This is a genomic window from Marinicella rhabdoformis (genome assembly GCF_009671245.1).
Taxonomy (GTDB): domain Bacteria; phylum Pseudomonadota; class Gammaproteobacteria; order Xanthomonadales; family Marinicellaceae; genus Marinicella; species Marinicella rhabdoformis.
This window is the reverse complement of the sequence record NZ_VTFS01000005.1, coordinates 35,902-59,989: the sequence shown is the minus strand read 5'-3', so window position 1 is coordinate 59,989 and position 24,088 is coordinate 35,902. Positions and strand designations below refer to the sequence as shown.

The 24,088-nt window shown below is 41.4% G+C and carries 20 protein-coding genes; 15 read left to right on the top strand and 5 right to left on the bottom strand.

Going from position 1 to position 24,088, the window contains the following annotated elements:
* The first annotated feature begins 24 nt into the window (after positions 1 to 24).
* On the top strand, positions 25 to 903 hold the full coding sequence (locus FET73_RS12055; protein ID WP_154224217.1) for a mechanosensitive ion channel family protein: 879 nt from the start codon (positions 25 to 27) through the stop codon (positions 901 to 903).
* A 72-nt stretch (positions 904 to 975) separates the two neighbouring features.
* Here the strand turns inward: FET73_RS12055 and FET73_RS12050 are convergent, their stop codons facing one another.
* Together FET73_RS12050 and FET73_RS12045 are read right to left on the bottom strand one after the other, a co-directional pair.
* On the bottom strand, positions 976 to 1,713 hold the full coding sequence (locus FET73_RS12050) for a class I SAM-dependent methyltransferase (RefSeq protein WP_154224216.1): 738 nt from the start codon (positions 1,711 to 1,713) through the stop codon (positions 976 to 978).
* 60 nt (positions 1,714 to 1,773) lie between these two features.
* Complete coding sequence (locus FET73_RS12045) at positions 1,774 to 2,109, bottom strand: YegP family protein (protein ID WP_154224215.1); 336 nt, start codon at positions 2,107 to 2,109, stop codon at positions 1,774 to 1,776.
* 147 nt (positions 2,110 to 2,256) lie between these two features.
* Between FET73_RS12045 and FET73_RS12040 the strand changes: the two genes are divergently transcribed.
* Genes FET73_RS12040 through bioD form a run of 5 tightly spaced genes read left to right on the top strand, consistent with a single transcriptional unit; the run spans position 2,257 to position 7,991 of the window.
* A complete protein-coding gene (locus tag FET73_RS12040; protein WP_154224214.1) occupies positions 2,257 to 4,428 on the top strand; it encodes an LPS-assembly protein LptD in 2,172 nt (723 codons plus the stop codon).
* Positions 4,428 to 5,696, top strand: coding sequence for a peptidylprolyl isomerase (locus FET73_RS12035; RefSeq protein ID WP_154224213.1), 1,269 nt, complete (start codon positions 4,428 to 4,430; stop codon positions 5,694 to 5,696). The genes FET73_RS12040 and FET73_RS12035 overlap by 1 nt, the downstream gene beginning before the upstream one ends.
* 2 nt (positions 5,697 to 5,698) lie before the next feature.
* Complete coding sequence (gene pdxA / locus FET73_RS12030) at positions 5,699 to 6,613, top strand: 4-hydroxythreonine-4-phosphate dehydrogenase PdxA (protein WP_154224212.1); 915 nt, start codon at positions 5,699 to 5,701, stop codon at positions 6,611 to 6,613.
* Complete coding sequence (gene rsmA, locus FET73_RS12025; protein ID WP_154224211.1) at positions 6,610 to 7,371, top strand: 16S rRNA (adenine(1518)-N(6)/adenine(1519)-N(6))-dimethyltransferase RsmA; 762 nt, start codon at positions 6,610 to 6,612, stop codon at positions 7,369 to 7,371. The genes pdxA and rsmA overlap by 4 nt, the downstream gene beginning before the upstream one ends.
* Entirely contained in the window at positions 7,368 to 7,991 is a 624-nt protein-coding gene (bioD, locus tag FET73_RS12020) for a dethiobiotin synthase (protein ID WP_154224210.1), read from the top strand. Before rsmA ends, bioD begins: the two co-directional genes overlap by 4 nt.
* Here bioD and FET73_RS12015 read toward each other — a convergent pair.
* Positions 7,986 to 9,116, bottom strand: a complete 1,131-nt coding sequence (locus FET73_RS12015) for a class I SAM-dependent methyltransferase (RefSeq protein WP_154224209.1) — start codon at positions 9,114 to 9,116, stop codon at positions 7,986 to 7,988. The genes bioD and FET73_RS12015 overlap by 6 nt on opposite strands.
* Positions 9,117 to 9,121: 5 nt before the next feature.
* On the opposite strand from FET73_RS12015, the gene FET73_RS12010 reads away from it, so the two are divergent.
* From FET73_RS12010 to FET73_RS11970, 9 genes are all read left to right on the top strand, one after another.
* The gene (locus tag FET73_RS12010) at positions 9,122 to 9,664 is read left to right on the top strand and encodes a 4'-phosphopantetheinyl transferase family protein (RefSeq protein ID WP_154224208.1); all 543 of its coding nucleotides are present in this window, start codon (positions 9,122 to 9,124) and stop codon (positions 9,662 to 9,664) included.
* Positions 9,664 to 11,397, top strand: coding sequence for a phospholipase D-like domain-containing protein (locus FET73_RS12005; protein ID WP_179952263.1), 1,734 nt, complete (start codon positions 9,664 to 9,666; stop codon positions 11,395 to 11,397). Before FET73_RS12010 ends, FET73_RS12005 begins: the two co-directional genes overlap by 1 nt.
* Before the next feature lie 9 nt (positions 11,398 to 11,406).
* On the top strand, positions 11,407 to 12,726 hold the full coding sequence (locus FET73_RS12000; RefSeq protein ID WP_154224206.1) for a hypothetical protein: 1,320 nt from the start codon (positions 11,407 to 11,409) through the stop codon (positions 12,724 to 12,726).
* Positions 12,727 to 12,736: 10 nt separating this feature from the next.
* A complete protein-coding gene (locus tag FET73_RS11995) occupies positions 12,737 to 13,696 on the top strand; it encodes a FecCD family ABC transporter permease (RefSeq protein ID WP_154224205.1) in 960 nt (319 codons plus the stop codon).
* Positions 13,693 to 14,385, top strand: a complete 693-nt coding sequence (locus tag FET73_RS11990; RefSeq protein WP_154224204.1) for an ABC transporter ATP-binding protein — start codon at positions 13,693 to 13,695, stop codon at positions 14,383 to 14,385. Before FET73_RS11995 ends, FET73_RS11990 begins: the two co-directional genes overlap by 4 nt.
* Positions 14,378 to 16,147 carry a GspE/PulE family protein gene (locus FET73_RS11985; protein ID WP_154224203.1) on the top strand — a complete coding sequence of 590 codons (1,770 nt, stop codon included), beginning with the start codon at positions 14,378 to 14,380 and terminating at the stop codon, positions 16,145 to 16,147. The genes FET73_RS11990 and FET73_RS11985 overlap by 8 nt, the downstream gene beginning before the upstream one ends.
* 25 nt (positions 16,148 to 16,172) lie before the next feature.
* On the top strand, positions 16,173 to 16,880 hold the full coding sequence (locus FET73_RS11980; protein WP_154224202.1) for a glutamine amidotransferase: 708 nt from the start codon (positions 16,173 to 16,175) through the stop codon (positions 16,878 to 16,880).
* A 40-nt stretch (positions 16,881 to 16,920) separates the two neighbouring features.
* Entirely contained in the window at positions 16,921 to 18,111 is a 1,191-nt protein-coding gene (locus FET73_RS11975; protein ID WP_154224201.1) for a tetratricopeptide repeat protein, read from the top strand.
* Positions 18,112 to 18,208: 97 nt separating this feature from the next.
* Positions 18,209 to 20,383 (top strand): M3 family metallopeptidase, encoded by a 2,175-nt coding sequence (locus FET73_RS11970; protein WP_154224200.1) that lies wholly within the window; start codon positions 18,209 to 18,211, stop codon positions 20,381 to 20,383.
* 70 nt (positions 20,384 to 20,453) lie between these two features.
* Here the strand turns inward: FET73_RS11970 and FET73_RS11965 are convergent, their stop codons facing one another.
* Positions 20,454 to 22,199, bottom strand: coding sequence for a vWA domain-containing protein (locus tag FET73_RS11965; RefSeq protein WP_154224199.1), 1,746 nt, complete (start codon positions 22,197 to 22,199; stop codon positions 20,454 to 20,456).
* 105 nt (positions 22,200 to 22,304) lie between these two features.
* Positions 22,305 to 24,020, bottom strand: a complete 1,716-nt coding sequence (locus tag FET73_RS11960) for a choice-of-anchor B family protein (RefSeq protein ID WP_154224198.1) — start codon at positions 24,018 to 24,020, stop codon at positions 22,305 to 22,307.
* Positions 24,021 to 24,088 lie beyond the last annotated feature (68 nt).

Here is a 24,088-nt window from a genome sequence, read left to right as displayed (position 1 = left end):
TTAACAAAGACATAAGGAGAAAAAATGCAAGATACACAAGAATCTCAGAACGCTCAAGATCCTTCTTTGATTGAACAACTTAAAACACAGCTAGAGGGCTATATCAGTGACCCTTCTTTGTTGATAGACATTGCCACCAATGTGCTTTTGGCGTTGCTCCTGTTTTGGGTGGGTCGCAGAGTCACTCAAATGGTTTCCAACCTTATCAGGCGCTCATTGGAAAAATCAGGTCAGCAAGTGATTTTGGTTAATTTCATCAGTAACATTGTCTATTATACTTTGTTGGTTGTTGTGGTGATTATGTCCTTGGCTCAGCTGGGTATCCAAACCACTTCTATGCTGGCTGTTTTTGGTGCTGCGGGTCTGGCCATTGGCTTGGCATTAAAAGATTCGTTGTCAAATTTTGCCTCTGGTGTGATGTTGGTGATGTTCAGGCCCTTTAAAATTGGCCATTTTGTAGAGGTTGCCGGTGTATCAGGCAAGGTCAAAGATTTAAGGATTTTTAGCACCATTTTATTAACCACTGACAACAAAGAAGTAATCATTCCTAATGGTCAGGTTACATCGGATGTGATCACTAACTACACTTCTCAAGGTACGCGCCGAGTAGATTTGGTTTTTGGTGTCAGCTATGATGATGATTTGAAAGTGGCTAAAAGAATCATGGAAGAAACGGTTAATGCACATCCTTTGGTAATGAAAGAGCCTGCTCCAAAAGTTGCTTTGGTTGAGTTGGGTGCATCGAGTGTGGATTTTGCTGTAAGGCCTTGGACTACGGTGGATGATTATTGGACTGTTTATAGTGATTTGCTTGAACAAATGAAAGCCAACTTAGAAGCGGGCGGTTGTAGTTTTCCTTACCCACAATCGGATGTTCATTTGCACCAAGTCAATAAAGACTGATTTACGGTATATATACAGAGGTCTCTTTGTATTAAAAAGGCTGCCACAGAGCAGCCTTTTTAGTGTCACCGTTTATTTTTGAGCAACAGCAATCAATCGTTCAGCGTTCAAATCGTATTCATCTCCTTCAAAAGAACCATATATGCGGATGTCTTCAAATCCAGCATTGGCCAGCATGGCTTTCATTTCGACAGCGCTGTAAACAAAGTGTTGGTACTCCCGCCTGAAAGCTTCATTACCCCTGACCAAAATCCATTCATTGGCAAAGACACTCATGTCATCAATCAACATGGGCCGCTCAATCCTTAAGTCACCATTGTCATATTCGGTTAAATGGACGGGTTCCATCATGTGTGCGACCTGCTCTTTACCAAAAGTATCTATCACCAGAGAGCCGCCTTTGTTCAGCCATTGATAGGCTTTGTTTAACAGTGTTTGATTGTCTTCTGCACCGTCATAATACCCAAAAGAGGTGAATAAATTGGTAATCAAATCAAACTTTTGCTTGGGTTCATAGGCCAACATGTCGCAGTGTACCAGTGTACCTTCTGTTTGTTGTTGGTCTAAATGATTGGCTGCATGGCTAAGCAAGTAGCCGCTTAAATCAACACCTGTTACGGCGATACCATATTGAGCAAAACCCAATAAATGTCGCCCAGGACCACAAGCCAGATCCAGTGCATTTTTAACTGGATGCCCAACCATTTCCAAAATTTGTGGGCATTGTTGTTTGGCTAAATCAAAGCTGGCTTGATCAAACATGCAATCATAAAACACTTCCCATAGGGATTCATCTTGGTACCAAGTCATAATAATCAGGCAAAAAAAAGGACACGATAAACGTGCCCTTTAAAATTTGCAAAGCCTTTATCAGCTTCTTTCATCAACCACGGTTGCGTCAGCAGCATTTTTAGCAACTGATGCCATACCATTTTTACAGCCACTTTCAGATTTATACATTTGAGAACGGCCAATTTCTTGACCGTTTGCTGCCTTCAGTACAAAGTAAACACGGCCATCTTTGGCTTCTCTACATTCAAACTTACTTTCATCGTCAGCATTGCTTTTTACAGACTCAATACCATTCTCGCAGCCATTAGCAGAGCTATAGCCTTGAGATTGTAGAATGACTTCTCCATTACCTGCTTTCAATACAAAATAATCTTTTCCATCTTTTCCATGTGAAACAACAAATTTTCCTGCCATGATATATGTACCTCTTTTATTGATATAACAAACTGTTGCTGAGGGATTGAATGTGGTTCAGCTACAGACTTTTAACCTCAACCATATTAGAATAGCGCGCTTGGAATGTAAAATAGATATCATAAAAATTTACAATTGAGTTGCCCCTTGAAAAAATTAGCTTTGAGTTTTTTGTCTTGTTTAAGTCTAACCGTGTTATCTGGCGTGGTTTCTGCACAGCTGCAATGTGAGTTTAACGACATCAATTTGTCAGACGTGCAAACACGCTGTCTTGAACAGCCGAGTTCGTCATCAAATATTGAAGTCAATTCTTCAAATGCCAAAAAAATATCGGATAAGCAGTTCTTGTTGTCAGGCAATGTTTGCATCAAACGAGACCAATTGCGCTTTATGACGCCTCAACTTTCATTTGATAAAGCAACACAGCGATTCAAAACAGATGGTGGTGTTTGGTTACAAAATGACAGCCAGCGCATCATGGCTAAAGATGCAGAGATGGACAATCAAAATAAATCTGCAAAAATTAAACATTTAAGCTATTTCATGCTTGATTCAGATATGAATGGAAAGGCCGATCAGATGGAGTTGAGTGGTGATCTAGCGTTTGTTGAAAATATGACTTTTTCAACATGTTCACCTGATCAACGAAGTTGGGAAATAGTAGCCAAAGAAGCGCATTTAGATAATGAAGAAGGCATGGGAACATTCAAAGGAGCTAGATTAAAAATTAAAGATAAAACAGTGCTTTATATTCCATGGATTAAGTTGCCATTAAACGGTGATCGCAGAAGTGGTTTACTCATGCCTGCATTTTCTTATTCAAACACAACCGGTGTTGACTTGTCAGTACCTTATTATTTCAATATCAACCCACAATATGATTTGACGTTGATACCACGTTACTTACAAGACCATGGAATGATGTTAGGCACTGAGTTCAGGTACTTAGGTAAACGATCGGCTGGGGTTTTAGAGGGTACTTATTTACCAAATGATGATAAGCGGGGTAATGACCGAGGTTTGTTTCAATATAAACACCGCACGCAAATTAACAGTGCTTGGCGCTTTTCAACTGATTTGAACCACGTTTCAGACAGTCAATACTATGAAGACTTTTCATCAAGTTCATTCCTCACATCTACACCATATCTAAAAAGCCAGGTCAGCATTCAAGGTCATGCCAATAGTTGGCAATTTTTTGCTGGTTTCAACGATTATCAAGTCTTGAGTCAAAACATCACCGCAGCCAATGAACCCTATCAAAAATTACCTGAAGTGCGTTTTTCTTGGTATAAACCTGCCAGTACCACGGGATTTGATTATGGTATCGACAGCGAGTTAGTGAATTTTTATAGGGAAGATGCCGTTGGTGCATGGCGAACAGAGCTGAAGCCTTGGGTCAGTACCGAGTTTTCGAATACTTGGGGTAGTATTAAGCCAAAGCTGGTTTACAGGTCAACACATTACAGTTTTGATGATAACAGAGAAGGCATCAGCAGGTCGCTACCTATTTTTTCATTAGACAGTGGGCTTACATTTGAAAAATGGGCAGACTCTGGTACATATAAAACCATTGAGCCACGGTTGTTTTATGTTTATGTGCCTGAAAAGAACCAAGACGACATTCCTGTTTTTGACAGCAGATTGTTAACATTTGGTTCCAACATGCTATTTCAAACGAATCGTTTTTCTGGTTCAGATCGACAAGCGGACATGAATCAAGCAGCACTGGCCATCACTCACAGAAGTTTTGCAGCTTCTGGAGAAGAACGGTGGAATTTAACTTTAGGACAAATCAACTATTTTGATGATCAATTGGTGCAATTGAGTGGTACGCCACAAGATTTAACGAAATCTCCATTCATTGCCGAATATAATTTGTACCTGCATAATAATTGGAGTGCAGGCGTCAGTTTGCATTATGACCAAGACAGTAAAGACTTCGAAAGGGGTTTATTTAAATTACAACGAAAATCATCGCGTGGAGATGTGTTTAATTTTGCTTATCGATACAGGCAAAATAAAATAGAACAAATTGACACCTCTGCGGTGATTCCAATTAAAGACTCGCACCGGTTATTGACCCGAGTAAATTATTCATTAAAAAGCCATAAAACCATTGAAGCCTTGTTTGGCTATGAGTATAAAGGTTGCTGCTGGGCTTTGCGTTTGATGGGCAGGCACCATTTGGTAGATGAAACGGGTTTAAGTAACAATGGTTTTTATGTGGAATTTCAACTCAATGGCTTAGGCGCTTTGGGGAGAAATCCCAGGCGTTTATTGAAACAATCAATTTTAGGATATGAAGAGGCATTTTAATGTTTAAGAAAATTATTTTAGCTGTATGCATGATGCAATTAGTTAACTCAGTACAGGCAGAAGAGCAGCTGTTAGATGAAATCGTTGCTGTTGTTGATGACACCATTATAGTGAGGTCTGAACTGAATCGTGCGATGAACTCAATCACCAAACAGATTGAAGCACAAGGCAATCAACTGCCTCCTAAAGACGTGTTAGAAAGTCAGGTTTTAGAGCGTTTGATTGTACAAGAGGTTCAAATTGCTCGTGCAGAACAAGTGGGCATCCAAATATCTGAAGAAGAAATTGATGCAGCTTTGAGCAACATCGCTCAGCAAAATGGTGTTTCTTTAGAGCAAATGATTGCAGCAGTTGAAAATGATGGTTTTGATTTTTCAGATTTCAGGCGCGACATGAAAAGAGACTTACAGACCGAACGAGTGCGTTATGCCTATGCCAATTCAAAAGTTAAGGTCAGCGACCATGAGATCAAATTGTTTTTGGCTGATAACGCTTTAGATCAGGGTGAAGTGTCTTTGCAACACATTTTGATTGCTGTTCCTCAAGGTGGTAGCGTGTCTGATGCAGAAGCCTCAAAGAAAAAGTCAGATGAGGTGTATGAAAAATTGATTGCAGGAGAAAATTTTGCGGTTTTGGCCACTCAAGTTTCAGATGGACAAAGGGCATTAGAAGGTGGTCGTCTAGGATGGAGGCCAATCAATCAACTACCACCACTGTTTACTGATCAAATTAAGTCTATGGAAGTGGGAGACATTTCACGCCCTATTCGCTCTCCTAATGGTTATCACATCATAAAACTGGATGAAAAGCGTAGCAATACGGTTAAGAAAGTTGAATTACATAATGCATTACATTTCATGGTTGAAACCAATCAAGTGGTGACACAAAGAGAGGGGATGAATATCATCAACAACGTTCATGAAAAGCTAATGGCAGGAGAAGATTTTGCTGAACTGGCTGAATCAGAATCTGATGATCATAATTCTGCACCATTGGGTGGAGACCTGGGATGGTTTGAGTTAAATCAATACGGTCAACGCATGGGCGATGTGATCAAATCTTTAAATGAAGGAGATATTTCAAAGCCTTTCCAAACAGAAAATGGGTGGCATATTGTTAAGTATATGGGTAAAAAAGAATCTGACATCACCGAAGCATTCAAAAAGCAACAAGCTGAAAATGCCATTAAAGAACGTAAAATGCAAGAAGCGATTGAATATTGGATTCGTGAAATCCGTGGCGAAGCATTTGTCGATATCAGGTTGTAATAATGATTGCCATTACTTTGGGCGAGCCTGCGGGTATCGGGTTAGAGTTGGTGGCGCAGCTTGAAACAGAAGGAAAGTTAAAAGGTTGTGTATTGATAGGTGATCGTGACATGATTCACCAATCAATACCCAACTTCCCAGCCAATCAAATCCACCACGTAGCACTGAAAAGCAGTAACCAACTGGGGCATTTAAATGTTAACAATGCTCAATACGTTTTGGATACCATCAAAGAGGCAGTCAAAGGCTGCTTAAATGGTACTTTTAAAGCGATGGTTACTTGTCCAATTCACAAAGGTGTCATCAATGATGCAGGTGTTGAATTTTCGGGACACACTGAATTTTTAGCTGAGCTGACGGGTACTGATAAAGTCATCATGATGCTGTTGAATGAGGTAATGCGGGTGGCTTTAGTGACTACGCATGTCCCACTGAAAGATGTGGCACAATGTGTGACTTTTGATGCAGTGGTGGAAGCATGTGAAATTGTTGCCCATGACTTGGATACAAAGTTTGGAATCAAAAAACCAAAAATTGCTTTGTGTGGTTTGAACCCACACGCGGGTGAATCTGGTCACATGGGGATGGAAGAAATTGATACCATTATTCCTGCCATGAAATTGTTGCAATCAAAAGATGTGGACGTTTATGGTCCTTACCCAGCAGATACCTTATTTACGCCCAATAAAGTCAAAGCTTTTGATGCCATCATTGCGATGTATCATGATCAAGGGTTGGCTCCATTAAAGTATGCCGGTTTTGGTTCTTCAGTTAACATCACCTTAGGGTTACCTATCATTCGAACCAGTGTTGATCACGGGACAGCATTGGACATTGCCGGCCAGGGCAAAGCAGATGCTGGCAGTTTAAAAGCCGCCTTATCATGCGCACAAGCTTGCGCCAGGAAACAACAATGAAAGCCAAAAAGCATTTAGGCCAAAATTTTTTAAAAGACGATGGTGTGATTAATAACATTGTTAAAATCATCAGACCCAAGCAAAAAGAACGCATCATTGAAATTGGCCCTGGTCACGGTGCCATCACACAATACATTCAGGCCAGTGAAGCAGATTTACAACTGATAGAGTTGGATAATGACTTGATTCCAGTATTAGAACAAAAATTTGGGCCAGCTCATAATGTCCAGATTCATCACATGGATGCTTTGCAGTTGCAGTTGACTGATGGCCCTTACAAAGTGGTTGGAAACTTACCTTACAACATTTCAACACCCTTGCTGATTAACATGTTGTATCAGGCTAAAAACATTTCCACCATGGTTTTTATGTTGCAAAAAGAAGTGGTGCAGCGCATATGTGCCCCTCCGGGTGAAAAGAACTTTGGGCGCTTGTCTGTGATGCTCCAGCATCAATTTGATTGCACTGCGCACTTGGTAATCAAGCCAGAGGCCTTTGATCCGCCGCCAAAAATAGATTCACAAATAGTGCAATTGACTACCAAAAGTGAAGTCAATACCGTGTCCTTACCAGCGCTTGAGTTGTTGGTGAAGCAATCGTTTCAACAGCGTCGCAAAACGATTCGAAATAACTTAAAGAAAATTGTTGAAGTGGCACAATTAGAAGCGGTTGGTATCGATCCCAAACAGCGACCGGAAACCGTCACAGTAAAGCAATACGAAGAACTCACCAAGTTGCTTGAAGCGACCAAAGCATGAAACCAATAAGCTCAAATAACTTTGCTGGTTTACCCAGCTGTTTTTTAACTGCAACCGATACCGATGCAGGCAAAACCCATATCGCAGGTGAAGTATTAAAAGCCTGGAAAAATGCAGGTTATAGTGTAGGCGCTTTTAAGCCTATTGCTTCAGGTGCAATAAAAATTGATGACAAGTGGGTCAGTGAAGATGCCCAACGATTGGCCGAAGTAACGGGACAAGCATTAAGTGAAATTAATCCGTATACTTTTGAAAAGCCCGCTTCTCCGCACATAGCTGATCTAAAAGCTGAGTTTGACTTAGCAAAATGTTTGGACTTGTACGCTCAAATGTATCAAAAATATGATCGGGTGCTGGTTGAAGGCGTCGGTGGCTGGTGTGTGCCTTTGTCGGAAAAATTGATGCTAAAAGATTTGGCTTTGGCTTTGGGTTTACCTGTGGTGATGGTGGCGAGAATTGGCTTGGGTTGTATCAACCACAGTTTACTCACCATCAATCAAATTCAATATGATTCAAAATTGTTGTATGGCTGGATAGCCAATTGTATTGACAATGATTTTGAAGATCAAAAAAGCAACATTGAGGGCATTGCTACACGCATAAAACTTCACCCCTCATAGGTCATAAAGGCGGTTGTTTTCAAAGCCGCTGATATCCCCTTTATGGTTTTTTGTGGCAGCCAAAACTTTGAATTTTTCTCCCATTTCTGTGGGCAGCATCAATTGTTTCATTTCAGAGGCCAATTGATAATAATCGACAAAATCTCCTTCAGGTTGTAACAGTTTATCGATGCCTGCGGCCATCAACACATCTGCCTGTGTACCGAACCCTTTGACCTCACAATCCAAATTAGACAAACATTCGGCAACGTGAGTGAAGTCAACAAAAGCAGTGATGTCTTGTAAACCTACAGATTGGTAGGGGTTGAAATTGGCTTCATGCCTTTGGTGACAAACCAAAGTGCCTTCATTTCTTTGGGGGTGATAATAGGCAGGTGCGCCGTACCCATAGTCCACCCACCAAATCAGACCTGATTGTAATTGAGTGGTGACGCTTGTCAGCCATTGATTTAAATTCGGAATAAATTCTGAGCGATACCCGTTGGGTAAGTTTAATTTTTTATCGTTGAGTTGCTGGGCCAGCTCAGAGGAGAATGGTTGCCAAGATTCTGATAACAGGTCATTGTCATTTTTTAACATCAAACGATGGTATTCATTGTTTTGATATCTGAAGACTTCCACTGGTAAGGCATCTAGCACTTCATTTCCAAAAATTACACCATTAAACGGTTGTTCAGGCAAGCCATCTAGCCACATCACTTTGTCTGCTAAGTGGTTTGGCAATTGAGCAATTTTTTGTTGTTGTTGGTGCTTCAGGTCAGCACTGACTTCAAGAATCCAATAAGCTTGGGGTAATTGGTCAAGTTTATCTAAAGCCAGTAATAAATCATGGCAAAAACTGCCCATGCCAGCACCCAATTCAAATATAACGGCATCATCATGTTTTTCGAGTACGGGTTGAAATAATTGGGCGTGAGATTGCGCAAATAAAGACCCCAACTCTGGAGAAGTGATAAAATCACCTTCTTTACCGAATTTTTTCAGGCCAGCACTGTAGTAGCCTAATCCAGGATGGTACAAAGCCATTTCCATGAATCGTGCAAAACTGATGCTGCCCTTGTTATTGATTTCTTGGGTTATTTTATGTTGCAATGTGTTACTGATTTGTTGAGCACTGGAAGTCATATTTAATGAACAAAGAGTTGAAAGTTTGGCTGAATGTCAATCCGCACCGCGACAGGCAAAAAGCCAAGCAGTACAGTGCCGACATTTTACAGAATTTATTGAGTGAATTTCACCCTAATGGGGGTGTTTTTGATGTTCAACGAGGAAAAAATGGTAAACCCTACGTTGAACAAGGCCCACACTTTTCTTATGCACATTGTGGCCAATTTCATGCTTATGTGATTGATGATGAGCAGATTGGTATTGATGTAGAGCGAATCAACAGCAAAAGAAATACCCAAGGCATAGCCCAAAGACATTATCATAGAACAGAATGGCAACAGTTGAAATCTATGAACAAGCAGGACCAAACTGAACTGTTTTTTAAATGGTGGGCACAAAAGGAAGCTTGGTGCAAATTTGAAGGTGGTGTGCTGTGGTATTTTTTGCCACAAGCCATTTCAAGCAGCGGCTTACATTTTTTTGATGTGCCTTTGATAAAAGGCATGGCATGTTCTGTGGCAACAAAAGAACCCGTGACAAAAGTCACATTGAATGTATTGAAATGATGAATTGGCGTTTTCTGACACTGTTATTTTTTGTTTTTACTTTGGCTTCTTGCCAAATAAGCCAGCAGACAAAGAGAAAAGTAACACAAATCATTGAGGTGCAAAAAGACAATACATTAACTTGTGATGATGTCATTGACCGTTGTGCGCTGTTATCTCCTTATGAATCTGTATTCAATCAGGCCATGATTGATGGTAAAGACCGTGTTCAATTGATTGATTATGGTTCTGACGCCTTGGCGATGAGAATACATTTCATTCGGGCGGCTAAAAAAAATATAGACATACAAACCTTTATTTGGGTGAATGATGATGCGGGTTTGTTGATGATTCGTGAGTTGTTAGCTGCAGCCAGAAGGGGGGTCAAAGTACGGGTGATTATTGACCAAATGTTTTCTATGGGCTCGCCCCGATTTGTGGCTGAAATCAGCACCTTGCATGAAAATTTATCGTTTCGTATGTACAACCCTGTGTTTGGTGAAGCAGATACTTCGCCCTTGGACTTTGTTGGTGCTTTGGCATGTTGCTTGGCTTCCATGAATAAACGCATGCACAATAAAGTGTTTATAGTTGATGGTCAATATGGCATGGTAGGCGGCCGAAATTTTCAAAATCGTTATTATGACTGGGATGCAGTGTTCAACTATAAAGACCGTGATGTATTGGGTATAGGGCCTGAAGTATCAGCGATGAGCGAATCATTTGAATCCTTTTGGCAATCAGAGCATGTGGTGCCGACAGAATATTTGTTGGATGTGAGTCAACGCATTTTATCTGGAAAGGTGACACACAATGACTGGGAAAAGCCATACGATGAAAAAGCGGTAATTAAAGTACAACAAGCCACGGACATAAAATCGATAAAGGAAAAATGGATTTCGGAGGTCGTTGCGGTTAATAAGTTGGATTTTTTCAGTGACACACACGACAAACCTTTCAATAAAAAGTCACGAAAGAAAAATATTCAGTTGACCGAAAGTATTAACGATTTGATAGCTTCAACGGAGCACAAATTGTTGATGCAAACCCCGTATTTGGTGTTCAGTAAAAAGGCAAGAAAAATGCTAAAGAAGCTGCGCAAAGAAAAACCTGATTATGAATTGATTGTATCTACCAATTCGTTGGCATCCACTGACGCCTTTTATGTTTATGCTATTTCGTTTAAATACAAACGTTATTACCTTAAAAAACTAGGCATGAACATCCATGAATTCAGGAAGCAACCAGCAGACTGGACAGACATGTTTTCATTTGGACAAATCAATGAAAAAACACGTTTTGGGATGCACAGCAAGTCTTTCGTAGTTGATGACAGGTATTCAATGATTGGGTCACATAATTTTGATCCACGATCAGATTATTTGAATACAGAAGCAGGTTTTATCATTGACAGTGAAATTTTTGCCCAAAAACTGACAAAAAATATCACCCAAGATATTTTGAATAAAAATTCATGGCGTGTTGCGGCAAAAGAACAAATTCCTTTTTTCAGTGATGTCAGTGGATTCATGGCCACCATTTCGAGGAAGTTACCTGTTTTTGATATCTGGCCATTCCGTTATGCAACGAGTTATGAGCTTAAAGAAAATCATGAGGAAGTAGCTCCTAACCACCCTGATTTTTATAAAAATTATGAAGCAGTAGGTAATTTCCCCAAAGTGGATTTGCCTTTGAAAGAAATTCAGACAATAATAATCTCTGCTTTTGCTGGTTTTGCAGAGCCTGTGATGTAAGATGACTTTATGAATAACAATAAAATTATAGCTTTGGTTGTGATCGCTTTACTTGTGGGTTTACCTTTTTGGCGAATTCAAAGTAACAGTAAATACTTTGTAGAAGGTGTGATGGGTCACTTGGGTACTTTGGGTGAATGGAAGCACAGCCAAATGGAAAGCAGCTTGGACGGTGAAATCAGGCTCAAAAGGCTCACATTTATTCCTGCAGGGAAGAGACAAGGGTATCAAATTGACTCAATGAGAATTCATGCAGATGTATGGGACTTGTTGTTGAAAGATTCTCGTGATCTGGTTGCTCTGGCCCCCCATTCTTTGGGCATTAATCTTTACGGTGTCCGATTTAATGGCAATGGTAATGATTTGGTTGAAGAGGTATACGGTAATAACTTTTGGCCATTGGTGGCAGGTCATTTAGGCAGCTTTGCTTGTGGAGAAGGCGAAAACGACACATTCAGTCAATCGCAGTGGCAAACCATGTACCCTGGCGGTTTAAGTCATGATATAGAGATAACTTACCAATTATCAGATGCACTGAATATTGACTTCAGTGTTAATGTACAAACTTCAGATGCCTGGTATATCACCTGGTCAGGTTCATTAACACGTTCCAGCGATGTGCCTAGAATAACATTTAATGACACCATAGTTGATACTTTATATTATTATCATGCTGACCAAGGCTTTAATATTAAGCGCAACGAGATGTGTGCCAAAAAACACAGAAATTCTTTCGCAGCTTTTCGTTTAGACAGTGCCAACCAGTTGCAACAATTGTTGCGTGCATTGGTGGCTAAAGACATGCCTGAAAAACTCAATAATTTATACCAAAGGTCTTTGGCAGCAGAGTCTGAAGTGAATGCCATTCTTAAATTAGATGAGCCGAAATATATGTTCGAATTGGCCGGTGTGCCGCAAAATGATATTTTAGCTGCCAGCAGTTTAGAAGTGGCCTTGGGTGAAAATGAATACGAAAAAGTCGAGTTGAAAGCGATTGATCACTTAGACTTGAATATGGATTTGTTGCGCTTGCAAATGGAAGCACAAGAGAAAAAGGCAGAAGCAGAGGCAGAGGCCAACAAACCCAAAGAACTGATTAAAGTGATTACCCATCAAATTGGTAAACAGAAAAGCAGTAACAACCTAACGAATTGGAATGATGCCATTGGAAAAAATGTCAGAATAAAGACCAAAAGAGGTCGTCCAATTTTTGGCAAGTTGATGTCGATGGACGCCAAACAATTGACGGTTTCAACCCGTTATATGAGTGGTAATGCGACGTTGACTGTACCCAGACATGAGGTGATGTCAGTTGGTTTGAGTAACTGATAAATTAAACATGAAAAGCAGCTTGTTGGCTGGGTGTCTCATTGGAGGGGTTGTTCTTTCTTTTGTCATACTTTGGTCTTTGTTATATGGACCTGTCTCGACACCCCTGGATGCATTGTCGAATAGCGAACACCCATTACATGACATCATTTGGCAAGTACGTTGGCCGCGGGTACTTAATGCCATATTGGTCGGTGGTTGTTTGTCTTTGGCTGGTTTGTTGATTCAAAACATGGTGAAAAATCCATTGGCAGACCCCTACTTATTAGGCGTATCTGGTGGTGCTGCCACGGTCCAATTGTTTTTTATACTCACAGCAACTTCTTTATCCTCAAACCTTCAAGTACTAGCCGGCTTTGCAGGCGGGTTTGGTGCTGCGATGTTGTTATTAAAATTGAGCTATTATGGTCAAATTCGAACCAGTAAATTGACTTTGAATGGAGTGGTTTTGGCTTTTGGGTTTGCAGCCATTATCAGTATGATGCTGGCTTTAGCACCACCTGATCAGATGAAATCCATGATGTTTTGGTTAATGGGAGATTTGTCATTTGTGCGCACGCAGTGGTGGCATTTAGTTGTCCTTTTGATTGCGACTTTGTTGCTATTCAGCAAAAGTCAATCACTCGATATATTGGCACGAGGTGAATTGTTTGCACTCAAATCGGGTGTCAATGCAGTGCAACTTAACTTGTTGGTATTTACGGTCACTGCTTTATTGACTTCTATTGCGGTGGCACAAGCGGGAACCATAGGCTTTGTTGGATTGGTGGTGCCGCACTTGATGCGACTATTGGTAGGAAACAGGCACTCTATGTTGATTCCTTTGAGCGTCATGGCCGGTGGCATATTTTTATTGGCGGCAGATACTTTGTCGCGTATTGTTATGTCTCCAATCCAATTACCTGTAGGAATCTTTACCGCTTTGATTGGCGTGCCAGTATTTCTTTGGCTTAACAGCAAAACACCATGATTGAAATAAAGAATCTTGATATCCAACGAAACCATCAGGTTTTACTCCAAGGTTTAAGTGTGACATTTAAATCTGGTCAATTTTGGGGTGTTTTAGGGCGCAATGGATTAGGAAAGACCACTTTGTTACATGCCATTACAGGGTTGTTACCTGCCACCAAAAAAAAGATTTTTATTGATGATTTACCCATTGAACAACTAGACATTCAAGCCAGAGCCAGAAAGACCAGTTATTTGTTACAAATCCAGGAGCCTTGTTTAGACTTTACGGTGACTCAAGCCATATCAATGGGCCAGTTTGCATGGCAAACGAAAAAAAATGACCCTGAAGCTGTTTTAGAATTAATGGACAAGTTAAAAATCAGTCACCTCAAAGACCGCTCACTGCTCCACTTGTCTGGAGGAGAAAGGCGCAAAGTGGAGTTGGCCACTTGTCTGGCTCAAAAAAGTCCGCATTTGTTATTGGATGAACCTTTGAATCACTTGGACTGTGTTTATCAACAGTTTTTAATGCATTTGCTGAAGGAACAAAGTAAAGCGCAAGCTGTGGTGATGGTTTGTCATGATGTTAATGCCATCAAAACACATTGTAGTCATGTGTTGTTGCTTTTGGCGAAAGATTGTTATCTGGCGGGGGAATCCGCTACAATACTTAACGACAATAACTTACAAAGACTGTTTGATGACTGAAAATACGACGATCAAGAACACTTTTATGGCGGCCATTGCCAAGCAGTGGTTAAAAGCCAACATCATCAGTCAAAAAGATTTTGTTACTTTGTTAGAAAAAGCCACGGTGGCATCGGCATCAGTTCATCCTTATGTAGCGATTGTTGATAACAAACTCATTAATCAACGCAATCAAAAACCGATCACCATGGAGTTCATCACCAAATGGGTGGCTAAAACCCATGAGATGCCTTATTTGAAAATTGATCCAACCAAGATCAATGTGAATCAAGTGACCCAGGTGATTTCTCAGGCTTATGCTCGGCAGCATCAGATATTGCCCGTTGAAGTCACCAAAGATACCATAACCATAGCTGTGGCTAATCCCTTGAATACGGCTTGGATTTCAGACTTAAACAAAATTCACCGCCAAGAAATCAAAAGGATTCATGCCAACCCAATAGACATTCAAAGGTTGTTGTATGAATTTTACGGTGTCAATAAACAAGTACAAAGCGCTAAAAAAAGGCACAATCAAAAATCTTTAGATCCAGTGCTCAATTTAGAGCAATTGGTAAAATTGGGCAGCAAAAAAGACATCAATGCCGATGATCAACATGTGATTGGACTGGTTGATTGGTTATTGCAATATGCTTTTGATCAACGTGCCAGTGACATCCATTTAGAGCCTAAAAGAGACAATGGTGTAGTCAGATTCAGGGTAGATGGTCGTTTGATGCAAGTCTATGACCTGCCACCTGCAGTTATGGCCGCTGTCACCAGTCGCATAAAAATATTGTCACGAATAGACGTGGCAGAAAAGCGCAGACCTCAGGATGGTCGAATCAAAACATTATCTGAAGGTGACAGAGAAATAGAGCTCAGGGTTTCCACCATGCCCACCACTTTTGGCGAAAAATGTGTGATGCGTATTTTTGATCCTGATGCCGTGGTTATTAATTACCAAGATTTGGGGTTCAGTGTGGAAGAGGCAGCTGCATGGCGAGAGATGATTGATCGGCCTCATGGCATAGTCTTGGTCACAGGTCCTACCGGTTCGGGTAAAACAACAACTTTGTATTCAACTTTAAAACAACTGGCCACACCGGATGTGAATGTATCGACGGTTGAAGACCCTATTGAGATGGTGGTGCCAATTTTGAACCAGATGCAGGTCAATGCCAAAATTGATTTGCACTTTGCTGATGGGGTACGAACCCTTTTGCGTCAAGATCCAGACATTATCATGATTGGTGAAATTCGTGATTTAGAAACGGCTACCATGGCTGTTCAAGCCTCTTTAACTGGACATTTGGTGTTATCAACTTTACATACCAATGACGCGCCATCGGCGATCAATCGCTTGTTAGACCTGGGCGTGCCAGACTATTTATTACGCAGTACCTTGGCAGGTGTGATTGCCCAAAGGCTGATTCGTTTACTCTGTCCACATTGCAAGGTACCCACCAAAGTGGATGCTGAAAAATGGGTGTCAATGGTGCATCCTTGGGACATCAGTCCTCCAGAAAAGCTCTATCAAGCAAAAGGTTGTGATGAATGTAGGAATACCGGATACCATGGCCGTTCAGGTGTTTTTGAAATGATGCCCATCAAAGGCAGCATAAGGAAATTGATTAAGTCAGATATACCATCTGAAAAAGTCACTGCTGCCGCATTTCAACAGGGTATGTTACCGTTGCGTATTGGCATGGCACAGTTGTTGAAATCTGGTCAAACCTCCTTAGAAGAAGCGATTCGTATCGCGCCGCCCTCATCTCATTAAAAGGCTTTACAGTAAGGATAAAGTGATGAAAATGCTCGTAATTCAAACAGGTGATGCCACTGAAGGCGCGCGAATCTTCGGTAATTTCGATGACTGGTTTCAACGCGCGGTACCTGATAAACAAATGCACACCGTACATGTCCATAAAGGCGAGGTTTTGCCCAGTCTTGAGTGGGCCATTGATCATTGCAGTCATGTGATTATTTCAGGTTCTGCTGCGATGATAACTGAACAGCAAGATTGGATGGTATCAACCCAAAAGTGGTTGACCAAAAGTATTGACCTTTTACCCACGCTAGGTGTTTGTTTTGGACACCAACTTCTTGCTGATATGCTGGGCGGGGAAGTCTCTTATAACCCCAAGGGGCGAAACATGGGATTGGATGAATGTGAGTTAACAGCCGATGGTATAAAAGACCCTTTGTTTGCTTTTACCCAACGCAACACATACCAAACTTGGGTGTCACACCTACAATCAGTCAGTCAACTGCCTAAGGGGGCCGTTAGGCTGGCCAAAAGCGAAAAAGATAAGAACCATGCTTTTCGATACGGTCAATATGTTTATGGTGTTCAGTTCCACCCAGAATGGAATGCCCAAATAATGAAAGCTTATATCAGTGACAGGAGAAAGGCATTAGCAGCTGAAAATTTTGACCCCAGGGTGATGATGGGAGAAGACTCCGAAACTGTCGACGGATCAGATTTAATTCATCAATTTATCAACCGCATTTAGCCTTTTTGCCAAAGGTGGCGGAATGGGTTATAATCATTGAATGTACTTCAAGCTCGACAAGTCGATACGCTGTATATTAACCCTCTTTTTTTTGTCGGGTTTGGTGGCTTGCAACTCTGTAAAAACCTATCAAATTAAAAGTGACTACCAACAGCAAGAACTCTTCCACAATAAGCCCATGGGAGAAAAACCACAGTTACTGGCAATAGATCAATTATTTGAACTCACAGAAACTCAAAAAAAAGAAATTAAGCAATTATTTGGTTCCTCTGATTACAGAAAGCTCTCTCCCAGCCGCAAGATTTATAAGTTCCTAAGAACCCAACTACAGTATTTTAATTTTCATTCAGACACCCTGGTCGCTTCAGATGCTTTAGAGTTGAATTCGGGTAATTGCTTGTCATTGGCTATTTTAACCAAGGCTTTGGCCCAGATGAGTAATGTGGCCATTCAATATGAGTTAGCAAAAACGCCCGGTGTCTTTCAAAGAGAAAGTGGGTTTTTATTGAACTCCCAACACATCAGAACGGTTATTTATGACAAGCACGTAACAAACGTGCCCATGTTCTCTAGTAAAGACTTGAAGATTAAAATTGATTATTTTTCGACGTTGGGTTCAAGAACGTTGAGGAAAGTTAAAAAAGAAGAATTTTATGCCATGTTTTACAGTAATCGTGCAGCAGAATCTATGATCGATGGTCAGTTAGAAACAGCCTATTGGCATTTGAAAGAAGCGATTCAATTAGATAAAGATAATTTAGTGGCTATCAACATGTTAGGTGTTTTATACGACCGCATGGGCCATGTTGATTTTGCTGAACGGTTGTTTGAATATGGACTTTCATTTGGTCATGACCAATTAGAAATGTTAAACAACTACCATAAACTTTTGGTGCGAAATAACAGGGTTAATAAAGCGCAGGAAATTGCTGTTATTATAGATGAATACAATGATCCAAATCCGTTTAAATGGTTAGATTTAGCTGATCAAGAATTGAAAAATAAAAATTACCTGAGGGCAATTAAATTCTACGAAAAGGCGATACAAAAAGCAGATTATTTACACCAACCTTATGCGGGTTTAGCGAAAGCTAACTTCTTTTTGGGCCGGACCAATCAAGCCATAAAAGCAATCACTAAAGCGATTGAAAATAGTCACAATGGGCAAGTTGTATCGGTATATCAAAGCAAATACGATCACATGAAATCAAGCCATTCAAACCACAACTGATCCTGATTCCCCTTGTTCATTTATAGCATGACTTTTGGTACTTATAAAGTACTCATGGATTGGGCAATATGGTTGCCAAATTTTTAAGAGGAATTGTATGAAAAGTTTCAATAAACACACTTTAGCTGTCGGTTTAGCGATGGCTATGTCTTTGTCATTCGGTGCTGCTACGGCTTCAGCACATGCGGGCCATGAACATGAGTCAGTCCAAGTTGAGCAAGTCAATCCATTATTGGCTGAATGGACAGGTCCTTACGGTGGTGTGCCTGCTTTCGATAAAATGAACTTGAAAGATGCCAGCGCTGCGTTTGATATTGCGATCAAAGAAAATTTGGCAGATTATGAAAAGATTGCCAATAACCCAGAACCTGCTACTTTTGAAAATACCATCGTGGCCATGGAAAGTGCGGGTGAGCGTTTGGGAAGAGCGGGTACCTATTTTGGTATCTGGAGCAGTAATTTGTCGAGTCCGGAAGTGCGAAAGTTACAAATGGAATTGTCGCCAAAATTTTCAGATATGTCGGCGAAAATTTCACAAAATAAAAAATTGTTTGCCCGTGTTAAGAAGGTTTATCAAGACGCTTTGAAAACACCATTGGATGCCGATCAACAAAGATTGACACTAACTACCTATGAAGGTTTTGCCATGCGTGGTGCGGATTTAGACCCTGAAAAGCAGAAGAAATACGCAGCCATCAGCAAAGAGTTGGGTCAAATTTACAATAAATTCAGTAACAATGTGCTGCATGATGAAGAAGGTTATGTCACATTTTTAAGCAAAGACCAGCTCTCTGGCTTGCCTGAATCATTCACTAAATCAGCAGCAAAGATAGCGGCTGATAAAGGCCAAGAAGGCAAGTATGCAGTGACCAATACACGTTCATCAATGGATCCGTTTTTGACCTTTTCTGATGAGCGCGAGTTGCGCAAAATCGTGTGGACTAACTACTATTCACGTGGTGATAATGGTGATGAATACGATAACAACGAGTTGATCGCAAAAATTTTGAAACTGCGTAAAGAACGTGTGGGCATTTTGGGTTATGACAACTATGCCGAATGGCGTTTACAAAACCGCATGGCAAAAACCCCTGAAAATGCGATGGGTTTGATGGAAGCGGTTTGGCCAGCTGCCATTGCACGTGTTAAAGAGGAAGTTGCTGACATGCAAGCAGTGGCCGATGAATTAGGGCATGGTATTACCATTGAGCCTTGGGATTACCGTTACTACGCTGAAAAAGTGCGCAAGAAAAAGTACGACCTGGATTCCAATGAAGTGAAACAATACTTGCAGTTGGATAACCTGACTGAAGCGATGTTCTATGTAGCAGGTGAATTGTTTAACTTCAAATTCACAGCCATTGAAAAAGGCAAAGTACCAGTTTTCCACGAAGATGTGAATGTTTGGGAAGTAACCGACAAATCATCAGGAGAGCACATCGGCTTATGGTACTTGGACCCCTATGCTCGTCAAGGCAAGCGTTCTGGTGCTTGGGCGACTTCATACCGCTCACATGAAACTTATAACGGTAAACAAACCGTTTTGTCTTCCAACAATTCTAATTTCATCAAACCCGCTCCGGGCGAAGCATTGTTGGTTTCTTGGGACGATGCGAACACATTCTTCCATGAGTTTGGTCACGCTTTGCATGCCTTGGCATCGAATGTGCGTTACCCCAGCTTGAACGGTGGCGTGCGTGACTACACAGAATTCCAATCACAGTTGTTGGAGCGTTGGTTGTCAACCGATGTGGTCATCAACAAATACATGAAGCACAGTAAAACAGGTGAGGTGATTCCAAAAGCGTTGATTGCTAAAATCAAAAAAGCAGCGACATTCAACCAAGGATTTTCTACCACGGAATACTTGGCATCGGCTTTGATGGACATGAAATTCCACTTGGCAGACCCAGAAGGTATTGACCCTGACAAATTTGAGCGTGAGACTTTGGCGGCATTGAACATGCCAAAAGAATTGGTGATGCGTCACCGAACGCCACATTTTGGTCACGTGTTCTCTAGTGAAGGCTATGCTACAGCTTATTACGGTTACATGTGGGCGGATGTTCTGACAGCAGATGCAGCAGAAGCTTTCAAAGAAGCACCGGGTGGTTTTTATGACAAAGAAGTGGCTGCCAAGTTAGTGAAATACCTGTTTGCGCCACGCAACGCCATGGACCCAGCTGAAGCTTACCGCAAATTCAGAGGTAGAGATGCCACCATTGATGCTCTGATGCGTGATCGAGGCTTTCCAGTGCCAGAGAAGAAGTAAGCGACATTCAATTAAGTAAATCAAAGCCCCGAACAATCATTTGTTCGGGGCTTTTTTGTGGAATGGTTTTTTATTTTACTGTGATGTCTTTGGTGGCCAATATTTGGCGCGACTTTCCTTGAATGATATAGCGTATGGTATAAGTTCCTGGTGTTTTGGGCATGTTAAGCTGCCCTTTTCCTTGGTTGTCTTTGGTGTAAAAGTAACTCAGTTCACCGTAGGGTTTTTTACTGTTGTGTTTGGCCAAATCAATGTAGTCGCCTTTTCTGCTTGGTCCTTGCCATTCAACCATTACTGGGCTGTTTACAGTGGCTTGGTCAGGTGCATCCAAAGTCACTTCGACAGGTAAAATGTTGATGGGTTGAGTGGCCATTATTTGTCTGCCATCACTGCCAATCATAATAAACCTGACGTCGTATTCACCGGCTATCACGTGGGCTTTGAGTTCGCCATTTTCGGGGTGGTCTTTGAGGTAAAAGTAACTGAACTCGCCATAAGTTCGAATGTCACCACGTTTTACCAGGTCTATGTAGCCGTCTTTGTTAACAGGGCCGTTCCAAAAGACATCAAATGATTGTCCTATTTCAACTTCAGGTGGAGCTGACAAAGTCACAACAGCAGTTTCAACTAAGATTGGAATCCTATGTAATACCTTTCGCCCATCAGCGGCTTCAAGTATGTAGCGAATATCGTATTCTCCAGCATTGGCAGGAGCTAATAACTGCCCTTTTTTTCCTGCTTCAGTATAAAAATAGCTCAATTCCCCATAAGCCCTGATGTCGCCGGCTTTGACCAAATCAACATAGTCACCTGGCTGGTTTGGACCGGTCCAACTCACATCAAATCCTTCGCCTGCCGACACTTTAACTGGGGCTATGAGGCTGACTTCGCTGTCTTTTACTTCAAGGTCTACTGCTGCCAAAACATGTTTTTTCTTTTGGCCTTGCCAAATATACCGTAACTGGTATTGACCGGGTGTGCCAGGTGCTTTCAGTTGAGCGGGTTGACCGTCTTGGGCCCAGCTGTAGCTGAGCTCACCGTAGACACGGTTATCATTGGGCTTAACAATATCTATGTAATCATGTTTGCCATTGGGGCCTGTCCATTCAACTGAAAAAGTGGTGCCTATGGTTGGCCAGGTTTGGGGTGCATTGATGGTGGCTGTTGGTAAGGCGTCTGAAACTGGCTCCGTTTCTGGCTCAGTCAGCACTTGATTCAATGCAGCGGTTAGGTCCTCTGCATTTTCTGCCGCCAAATATTGGCCGCCTGTGATGTCAGCGACACAAGCCAATTGTTTGCCTTGGTCCTGAGACAAGCCAAACCCAATCACATGTGCTGTAAAATCAATGCCCAAGGCTTCGGCATCAGTGGCCACTTGGCAGGGATCCAAATGGCACGTTTCTAATCCATCTGAGATTAAAATCACTTCAGCGGCCTGTTCCGCAATTTTTAATTGGTCAGTGGCCATTTTTAATGCAGCCCCTATCGGTGTTTTGCCCTTGGGTTTGATGCTTTGAACTTGCTGAATAAGCGCTGTTGACTGGTTTCGAGCAACGGGTAACAACAGTTCAATGTCACCACAATCACCTTTCTTTCTGTGACCATAAGCCATTAAGCCTATGGCATCAGTTGATTGAAATTGACCACTGATTTTGGCCATCACCTGTTGTGCAGTCGTGATTTTCGCTTGCCCATCAATTTGCCCCCACATCGAGCCTGACCCATCAAAGACAATCATGGTTTGTTTGTCAGTTGGGTCAGATGCTAAGCAAAGGCCACTGAGCAGTGACAAGCTTGATATTAATATGTTTTTCATACTCACCTCTTTTATATAACTGTGTTATTTTTAAATGAGGTTAAAAAAAATGCAATTGGCACGTGCTGAATTGCCAATTGCATCACTGAATCAGGTTCAGCTGGTTCAGTTATCGTTGTTTTGGCAACTCAAACCTGGGATTTCTGTCAAACGGGTCATGGTCATTTCACCACTATCGAAACCTGATTCTTGATTGGGAAACCATGTGAAATTCAAGTTATTGCAGTCACTGAACTCTATTTCAAATTGTCCCCAAATTTCTGTATTCAAGTCGTCAGGATTGAACAAAGGCGGAAACATGGCTTGACTGGTTCGAGCGACATCTAAAATCGCTTTGTTGCCTTCAAAAGTGCCTGTACCGACCAACCACATTTGATTGCCATCTTTATCATAAGTGTACCAATAAACGGCCATGCGATTGTCAGCCAAGACTTCTAAGCTCAGACCATGGCCTGATTGTTCGGTATTGAACCACAGACCTGTATGGTAGCTGTGGATATTGATGGTAGGTGGCAGGTTTGGCTTTAAGATAAATATGCCACGATTGATGTCCGAAACCAGCACCATGCCATTATCAAAAAACGGATACACATTCCATGCACCACTGAAATTAGATACGGCAGGGTTATTTGGGTGGGTATCAAAAAAAGCCACTTCAGACATCTCGGCTTGTGACAAATTATCTAAATGTATTACCCTCAGTCCCTCAGAATAATTGGCTTGGTAACTGTGGTTATTGACAATGTATTGGTTGTGATCAATCGATTTTCCTGTGGCTTTATGGAAGCCAATATAGTTGGGGCTGTCTAAATTGGTCAAGTCCATGACATAGGTCCGTGCTTCGTCTGGTCTGCTTCCGCCTCTGGCCAACTCATCCAGCTCATCATCTAAAACAAAATGCTTTTGGTCATCAGAAAGCCAACCTTGATGAACATACTGAGCACCGGGGTAATTGGTACGGGATAAATAGACCATGTTGTTTTTATTGCTGACATCCACAATGGTCAGGGTATCCTCATTACTGGCAAAACATATTTCTTTATTTTTATGCTCAATATCTGGACCTGTATATATAACGCATTGCACATCATGGGTGTAGCCATCTTGTGCATAACAACCTGCATATTCAGGAGCACTCGGATTGTTTAAGTTAACTGCCACCAAGCCACCTGCACAGGTGTTTGCACCTAAAATGTAAGCATAAGCTGTAGCTTCATTGATGTGGATGTTATGGGCGTATTGAAAACCTTGCTGACGGTAATTTAACAAAGGTGAAAAGGTTTTGGGCTCACCTGAGTGGTTTAATAACTGGTTTAAATCAAACACTTGCATCCCATGATCCTCTATGTCGTCGGCAACGATATAGGCATAGTTCTGGTAGGTCTTTATATCCCTCCAAGCACTGGCTGTACCGTTGGGGCTGGGTAAATTGCCCAGATATATGGGTGATGCAGGATCTGTAATTTCAACAAAAGAGGTGCCATTGGAGCGACCCACCAAGGCAAAATAGCGTCCTGAATTTTGGTCTTTCCAGCCCCAGCTGTCAGATCCTTGGCCACCGCCAATTTCATTCAAATTCAAATGGCCAATCAAGTCGACATTATGGCAATCATATATGTCTGCTTTGCCGTTGATGCATTTTGTAACGCCTTTGAACTGATACCCTTTATATGGCTGGCTGTGCATTTCATGCATCATTTTACTGAAATTGGTGTCAGGATAGGATTTATTGAGTACAGCAGATCGTTGTGGTGTAAAACAGGCCATGGCTGTGAAAGAGGCGAAGACCAGAGTGAGGCATAAAGAGCGAGCAAAATTCATATCAAAGCTAAAAGCAAAAAGAATATTGTATTACATATGTTGTACGAATCAATACGTAGTGATGAATA

What these genes read in the sequence shown, in the direction of transcription:
- FET73_RS12055 (WP_154224217.1), top strand. Translation starts at nt 25, where the DNA reads ATGCAAGATACACAAGAATCTCAGAACGCTCAAGATCCTTCTTTGATT.
- FET73_RS12050 (WP_154224216.1), bottom strand. Translation starts at nt 1,713, where the DNA reads ATGACTTGGTACCAAGATGAATCCCTATGGGAAGTGTTTTATGATTGC.
- FET73_RS12045 (WP_154224215.1), bottom strand. Translation starts at nt 2,109, where the DNA reads ATGGCAGGAAAATTTGTTGTTTCACATGGAAAAGATGGAAAAGATTAT.
- FET73_RS12035 (WP_154224213.1), top strand. Translation starts at nt 4,428, where the DNA reads ATGTTTAAGAAAATTATTTTAGCTGTATGCATGATGCAATTAGTTAAC.
- pdxA (WP_154224212.1), top strand. Translation starts at nt 5,699, where the DNA reads ATGATTGCCATTACTTTGGGCGAGCCTGCGGGTATCGGGTTAGAGTTG.
- rsmA (WP_154224211.1), top strand. Translation starts at nt 6,610, where the DNA reads ATGAAAGCCAAAAAGCATTTAGGCCAAAATTTTTTAAAAGACGATGGT.
- bioD (WP_154224210.1), top strand. Translation starts at nt 7,368, where the DNA reads ATGAAACCAATAAGCTCAAATAACTTTGCTGGTTTACCCAGCTGTTTT.
- FET73_RS12015 (WP_154224209.1), bottom strand. Translation starts at nt 9,116, where the DNA reads ATGACTTCCAGTGCTCAACAAATCAGTAACACATTGCAACATAAAATA.
- FET73_RS12010 (WP_154224208.1), top strand. Translation starts at nt 9,122, where the DNA reads ATGAACAAAGAGTTGAAAGTTTGGCTGAATGTCAATCCGCACCGCGAC.
- FET73_RS12005 (WP_179952263.1), top strand. Translation starts at nt 9,664, where the DNA reads ATGAATTGGCGTTTTCTGACACTGTTATTTTTTGTTTTTACTTTGGCT.
- FET73_RS12000 (WP_154224206.1), top strand. Translation starts at nt 11,407, where the DNA reads ATGAATAACAATAAAATTATAGCTTTGGTTGTGATCGCTTTACTTGTG.
- FET73_RS11995 (WP_154224205.1), top strand. Translation starts at nt 12,737, where the DNA reads ATGAAAAGCAGCTTGTTGGCTGGGTGTCTCATTGGAGGGGTTGTTCTT.
- FET73_RS11990 (WP_154224204.1), top strand. Translation starts at nt 13,693, where the DNA reads ATGATTGAAATAAAGAATCTTGATATCCAACGAAACCATCAGGTTTTA.
- FET73_RS11985 (WP_154224203.1), top strand. Translation starts at nt 14,378, where the DNA reads ATGACTGAAAATACGACGATCAAGAACACTTTTATGGCGGCCATTGCC.
- FET73_RS11980 (WP_154224202.1), top strand. Translation starts at nt 16,173, where the DNA reads ATGAAAATGCTCGTAATTCAAACAGGTGATGCCACTGAAGGCGCGCGA.
- FET73_RS11975 (WP_154224201.1), top strand. Translation starts at nt 16,921, where the DNA reads ATGTACTTCAAGCTCGACAAGTCGATACGCTGTATATTAACCCTCTTT.
- FET73_RS11970 (WP_154224200.1), top strand. Translation starts at nt 18,209, where the DNA reads ATGAAAAGTTTCAATAAACACACTTTAGCTGTCGGTTTAGCGATGGCT.
- FET73_RS11965 (WP_154224199.1), bottom strand. Translation starts at nt 22,199, where the DNA reads ATGAAAAACATATTAATATCAAGCTTGTCACTGCTCAGTGGCCTTTGC.
- FET73_RS11960 (WP_154224198.1), bottom strand. Translation starts at nt 24,020, where the DNA reads ATGAATTTTGCTCGCTCTTTATGCCTCACTCTGGTCTTCGCCTCTTTC.